Source organism: Sphingobacterium sp. xlx-130, assembly GCF_011007405.1.
GTDB classification, from domain to species: domain Bacteria; phylum Bacteroidota; class Bacteroidia; order Sphingobacteriales; family Sphingobacteriaceae; genus Sphingobacterium; species Sphingobacterium luzhongxinii.
This window is the reverse complement of record NZ_WFKN01000015.1, coordinates 1-5,165: the sequence shown is the minus strand read 5'-3', so window position 1 is coordinate 5,165 and position 5,165 is coordinate 1. Positions and strand designations below refer to the sequence as shown.

The window sequence follows — 5,165 nt, the reverse complement described above, 5'->3', positions numbered from 1 at the left end:
GATTTGTAGTAAATGAGTCAGTAGACCGGTGTCATAAAAATAGAGTTTAGGAGTTTTTACCAAACGTTTATTAAAATTCTCATGATAGGGATAGAGCTGAAAAACAATATAACTGCTTTCTAAAATGGACAACCAAGATTTTGCAGTAGGCTGCGAAATATTACACGCATTGGCCATCGCTGTAAGGTTTAATAGTTGCCCTGCCCGTGCCGCACACAGCCCTAGAAATGTTCTAAAACTATTTAAATCACGAATATTGATCAGTTCGGTAACGTCTTTTTCGACATAAGTACGGATATAGTTGGCGTAAAAATCTGTTGGATTAATGCCTCGATGGTAGATAGCGGGGTAGCCTCCTTTTATACAGGCTTTTAGATAGTTGTCGGGCAATTTTCCCGCCCGCTCTAATTCGTGGGTATCTAAGGGTAATAATCGAAATAGAGCTACCCTTCCAGCCAAGGATTGCGTAATATGTTTGAGTAAATGAAAATTTTGAGAACCGGATAGAATATATTGCCCCATCTCGCCGGATTCATCTACAGCTGTCTGCAAATAGGAAAACAATTCAGGTACCCGCTGTACTTCGTCTAAAATCACCGGACCTGCATATTGTTGGAGAAAACCATTTGGATCTTCCGTGGCAAAAGAACGATTGTCAGGGTTTTCAAGAGACACGTATGCATAATCGGGGAAAAGGATTTTAAGTAGAGTGGTTTTTCCTGATTGTCTCGGACCTGTTACCGCTAGAATAGGGTATTGATCTATTCGCTTCTTAATTTCCTCAGCTAATGTTCTTGTTATCCATTCTGACATAATTAACTTCCATTGTTTAAATCAAATATAGTAATTAACTTAGAAATATCTGATATCAAACTTTGAAATATCTTGGATATAACTTTGGAATATCTGAACTTTAATTTTGGATTATCTGATGTTAAACTATTTTCTCTTCCGTAGGGATTCTGGCCTTCGCCGTTGCCATTTATAGGAGAAGAGAAAAATTATTGACCTTACTTTTTTGTTTTACGCTTTTATTTATAGGTTGCCAAAAAGAGTAGGAAAAAATTTATCAAAGCCGCAAGATAGATAAGGCGCGGGCATTCTCGATGAATAAATCTGATAGCTTCATCACAAATAAAAGACAAATTTAAATAGATGAAAAAAAGAGCGATCGTTATAACAGTTTTTGTGTTTCTGGTTGTTGTCAATCTTCCTGTTATTAATACAGAGATCTTAAGAAAGGTAGATAGTAATCATTTCCGTTATTCCAATGCGGACGCTTCATTCACCTATGTACAATATTTGGATATACTACAACCTTGGATCAGTGAATGGACTGTAAAAGGATTTATTTCTGATCAACATCCGTCGGAAGAGAATAAAGAGCTTTTTCGAATCTATCGGATCAATATTTTTGCATGCTTATGATAATATTTCATGTGCTTTTGGTGCATGCTATAGCTCTGGTCAGAGGGTGTGATAACAAGAGTTACATAGAAGAGCGAGAAAACATATCTATAGTTTTTCCGAGCGAGGACGCTCGCGCGAGCGGCGGGAGCAGGGCGACGTGGGGCAGGTATTCGCTTGGAGAGATGGAGATTTTGTGTTCACTGGAGAAGGTATAGAAGTCACGTTCTCACTTATTTATGAAAAAATATTGCTAATATTTAATTTTAACGATAAATTTGACTATATGAAAAAATATATCGTGCTATTTTTTATGATGCTCACCTTCGGCAGTGCATTCTGTCAGCGCGTACCAGTCAATATTAAGCCTAACATTATCATTGTTTTTACGGATGATCAAGGGTATGCAGACTTGGGCTGTTATGGTGCCAAAGGTTTTACCACCCCCAATATCGACCAGTTGGCGAGTAATGGCATCAGGTTTACCGATTTTTATGTACCGGCTCCTGTATGTACTCCGTCTAGAGCAGGACTTATGACTGGTCAATATCCAAAGAGGAATGATTTGCATGAAGGGGTTATTTGCCCTTATTCGGAAAATGGGCTCTCACCCGAGGCTTACACTATCGCTGAGATGTTAAAAGACAATGGGTATGAAACCTCATGTATCGGGAAATGGCATCTGGGGCATAAGGAAGAATTTATGCCGAACAATCAAGGTTTCGACGAGTTTTATGGGGTACCCTATTCTAATGATATGGATCGGCATTACTACGGGCATAATAATTTCCAGTCACCTCCACTTCCATTTTATCGGAATAAAGAGGTTTTGGAAAGTGGTCCCGATCAGGATTATTTAACCCAAAGATATACAGAAGAGGCTGTTCGCCAGATACGTAATAGAGGTGCTGACCGTCCTTTTTTTATGTATATAGCACATAATATGCCGCACACCCCACTCCATGCTTCACCCGAATTTAGAGGGAAAAGCGAATTGGGGCTGTACGGCGATGTTATTATGGAGTTGGATTGGAGTGTCGGTGAAATTGTCAAGACGTTGAAAGAGGAAGGGATCTATGACAACACCATTTTTATATTTACCTCTGATAATGGGCCTAAGAAAGGTTCAGCTCTGCCATTAAGAGGAATGAAAGCCCAAACATGGGAGGGAGGTCAACGTGTTCCTGGTATTATTACATGGCCAGCGAAGATTCCAGAGGGGATAGTAAATGACCAAATGGTCAGTACTCTTGACTTGTTCCCTACACTTGCTAAAATTGCAGGTGCGAGACTATCCCGAAATCTTGAACTGGATGGCTTGGACATCACGGATTTTCTGTTAAATCCAGCTATTGAAACTCTTCCAGACCGGCCATTCTACTTTTTTGCCACGAATGGAGAACTCGAATCGGTTCGCTATGGCAAATGGAAGCTCCATATAAAAAAGTCTCTAGGATGGAATAAAGCGAAAGAAGGAGATTTTACACCGGCGCTGTACAACCTGGAACTCGATATACAAGAAAAGAACAATCTCGTTGGAGAATATCCCGAAGTGGTGAATGAACTTACAGCTCTTATTAAAAATGTTGGATTTTAAATTTTTCAGGCGTATTTCGTTTACATACCTTTTCGCCAGCTGTAATAGTAGCCTACAAAGGCTGCCCCTAGCAAAGCAATCCAATAAATATACCCGGGGAGCTGATGCGTTCGAGTCGTTTTTTGCTCCATTTTAGACGCATGCTGTTGACTGGCCGTGCTATCTCTCTTGCTGACATGAGCTTGCACCTCCCTTTTATGTGCCGACTGCTCCTCCGTATATAGCCAGCCGCCCCATGCCCAAAGGCCCTTCTCGGGGTGAAAGTAAAAAACGGAATCACTTGCAAAGTGCCAGTACCGCTTGGTACTATCCTGCTGTATACGGTATAGCCATTCCCGCGATTCCGAAATACCGGCCTGCTGCGTGGTCTGTTGATGCGCCAGTCGATGCTTGCTTGTACGGCAGGCGATGATGATGGTGAGGGGGAGGAGACTGAAGATGGTGGAGTTTTTCATGGTTAACTTGTCCAATCTGCTAAGGCATGTACCGTGTGGAAGTGTCTGCGTCGGGATTCTACCCGGTTGTTGCTATTACCTTCGATGCTGATCAGGTAGTTATTAGATATTTCTTTGACCAATCCTACGTGGTTGATGCGTTTAGCCTTGGCGCCGTATATACCGAATATGCTAGCTTTGGAGATAAAATCGCGAATATGCGAATTCGAAAATTTGTTTTGCTTCCAATACACCCGAGCCTTTGGAAATAGTGCCGGGCTCCAGGGATTGCGGGGCTGTGATAACCCCGCTTGTCCATAACACCATGACACGAAACTTGCGCACCAGTCGTAGCCTTTGCCCAGGTCGGTGTAGCGGAGGTATTCTTCCACGCGCTTTCCGTCGTTGTTGCCAGTAGCTTCTTTTACGCCTACCTCGGCAGAAGCAATCTTAATGATATTGATTCTGTCCTCCATGCCAGAAAGCGTATCTTCTACGCCACTCAAGCCGTGGCAGGGCTTTTCCTTTTTTCCGGAAAAAGGAAACAAAAGCTCGTCGCTGGATATTTCTAAAACAACGGATTGTGCATCCACCTTCAAATTTTTAAAAATATCAAAGGCGGCATTTTTCACCATCGTACAGATAGAACGACTGACACGGGCTGAATAAATCGGCCTAGATTTTAAAACACTACTTCCACAGCCATTATCACTGCATACAACAGTAAGAAGAAGACCGAAAAATAAAGAATACATTGTTGCCATGAGGATAGTTGGTTAAAGTGATAATCAAACTGTTTACGGAACGATTGAAAAGGATGCCACAGCAGCTCCTGCAGCCATATGCTGATATAGACAGCAAGCCAGCCGACCAGCAGTCCGAAGGCCGCAACAGTAAGTGTTCCGAAATCTAAGATACCGATAGCAGGATCGAGCAGCTGCAATACGGTAGATACCATGATCCAGCCGATGACCAGCGCCAGAAAGCCAAAGAATAGCTTTTCTTTTATAGAGAGTTGTCCCTGCCAGCCCTGGGCCAGCCACAAAGGGCGAGTTGTTGTTGTCATGTTATGTAGTAAAAATGTTAGCGGATTAGAACAGTCCCAAATAGAGGCTGTTGGAGAAGGCCTTTTGCTCCTTGTCGTGTACAATCAGGTAGAGATGTACCGGCAGTTCTTCCATACCATCGGGGAGCTCCATCTGTAGCTGCCATCATCCTCGGTGGCTTTATCATTGATTTGGTAGCTCTTGCATCCGCAGGGGCTATTCTTTACGCCCCCCTCCTCTTCCACAGGTGGCACCAGATCTATTAAAGGGTGTTACGGTACGCAGTCACTCCATTTTTGCCAGCCTTCTCAGCCAAGCTATCCATTCTGGAAAAAATAAACCATTTCTTGTGCAGATCTTTCAGTGAGGTCTCAATTACTTTACCGTCATTTTCCAGGGTAATACCTGTACACCACTACGTATCAGGCTTTCTTCACCACCATAGATCAAATGAGGTATTACGATTTGAGGCTCGGCCAATTCTGCGAAATGCTTTAAGTTTTTAAATAAGGGAGCGCTTATTGTTTGAGTGGATTTTATCTCATACACGTCAAATCCATGGGCATTCTTGAGCAAGAGGTCAAGCTCTATTCCGTTATGATCCTGCCAAAAATAATATTGAAGATGCTGATAGCTGTTTTCATTAAATTTTTGAAAATTGGCAATTACAAAATTTTCAAA

8 protein-coding genes are annotated in these 5,165 nt (G+C 42.2%); 2 read left to right on the top strand and 6 right to left on the bottom strand.

Going from position 1 to position 5,165, the window contains the following annotated elements:
- Positions 1 to 813, bottom strand: an 813-nt coding sequence (locus G7B18_RS18855) for an ATP-binding protein (RefSeq protein WP_164123767.1), incomplete at its 3' end; no start/stop codon positions are given.
- 342 nt (positions 814 to 1,155) lie between these two features.
- On the opposite strand from G7B18_RS18855, the gene G7B18_RS18850 reads away from it, so the two are divergent.
- Together G7B18_RS18850 and G7B18_RS18845 are read left to right on the top strand one after the other, a co-directional pair.
- The gene (locus tag G7B18_RS18850) at positions 1,156 to 1,428 is read left to right on the top strand and encodes a hypothetical protein (RefSeq protein WP_164111664.1); all 273 of its coding nucleotides are present in this window, start codon (positions 1,156 to 1,158) and stop codon (positions 1,426 to 1,428) included.
- Between the two features lie 265 nt (positions 1,429 to 1,693).
- On the top strand, positions 1,694 to 3,004 hold the full coding sequence (locus G7B18_RS18845) for a sulfatase (RefSeq protein WP_164111667.1): 1,311 nt from the start codon (positions 1,694 to 1,696) through the stop codon (positions 3,002 to 3,004).
- 20 nt (positions 3,005 to 3,024) lie between these two features.
- Here the strand turns inward: G7B18_RS18845 and G7B18_RS18840 are convergent, their stop codons facing one another.
- From G7B18_RS18840 to G7B18_RS18825, 5 genes are all read right to left on the bottom strand, one after another.
- The gene (locus tag G7B18_RS18840; protein ID WP_164111670.1) at positions 3,025 to 3,459 is read right to left on the bottom strand and encodes a hypothetical protein; all 435 of its coding nucleotides are present in this window, start codon (positions 3,457 to 3,459) and stop codon (positions 3,025 to 3,027) included.
- 2 nt (positions 3,460 to 3,461) lie between these two features.
- On the bottom strand, positions 3,462 to 4,202 hold the full coding sequence (locus tag G7B18_RS19165; protein WP_240452905.1) for a CHAP domain-containing protein: 741 nt from the start codon (positions 4,200 to 4,202) through the stop codon (positions 3,462 to 3,464).
- Positions 4,121 to 4,504 (bottom strand): hypothetical protein, encoded by a 384-nt coding sequence (locus G7B18_RS18830; protein ID WP_164111672.1) that lies wholly within the window; start codon positions 4,502 to 4,504, stop codon positions 4,121 to 4,123. Before G7B18_RS18830 ends, G7B18_RS19165 begins: the two co-directional genes overlap by 82 nt.
- A 17-nt stretch (positions 4,505 to 4,521) precedes the next feature.
- A complete protein-coding gene (locus G7B18_RS19280; protein ID WP_262886576.1) occupies positions 4,522 to 4,653 on the bottom strand; it encodes a hypothetical protein in 132 nt (43 codons plus the stop codon).
- Between the two features lie 206 nt (positions 4,654 to 4,859).
- Positions 4,860 to 5,165 (bottom strand): DUF4143 domain-containing protein (locus G7B18_RS18825; protein WP_240452904.1); only part of this gene is annotated, 306 nt, incomplete at its 5' end.

What these genes read in the sequence shown, in the direction of transcription:
- G7B18_RS18845 (WP_164111667.1), top strand. Translation starts at nt 1,694, where the DNA reads ATGAAAAAATATATCGTGCTATTTTTTATGATGCTCACCTTCGGCAGT.
- G7B18_RS18840 (WP_164111670.1), bottom strand. Translation starts at nt 3,459, where the DNA reads ATGAAAAACTCCACCATCTTCAGTCTCCTCCCCCTCACCATCATCATC.
- G7B18_RS18850 (WP_164111664.1), top strand. Translation starts at nt 1,156, where the DNA reads ATGAAAAAAAGAGCGATCGTTATAACAGTTTTTGTGTTTCTGGTTGTT.
- G7B18_RS19280 (WP_262886576.1), bottom strand. Translation starts at nt 4,653, where the DNA reads ATGATGGCAGCTACAGATGGAGCTCCCCGATGGTATGGAAGAACTGCC.
- G7B18_RS18830 (WP_164111672.1), bottom strand. Translation starts at nt 4,504, where the DNA reads ATGACAACAACAACTCGCCCTTTGTGGCTGGCCCAGGGCTGGCAGGGA.
- G7B18_RS19165 (WP_240452905.1), bottom strand. Translation starts at nt 4,202, where the DNA reads ATGGCAACAATGTATTCTTTATTTTTCGGTCTTCTTCTTACTGTTGTA.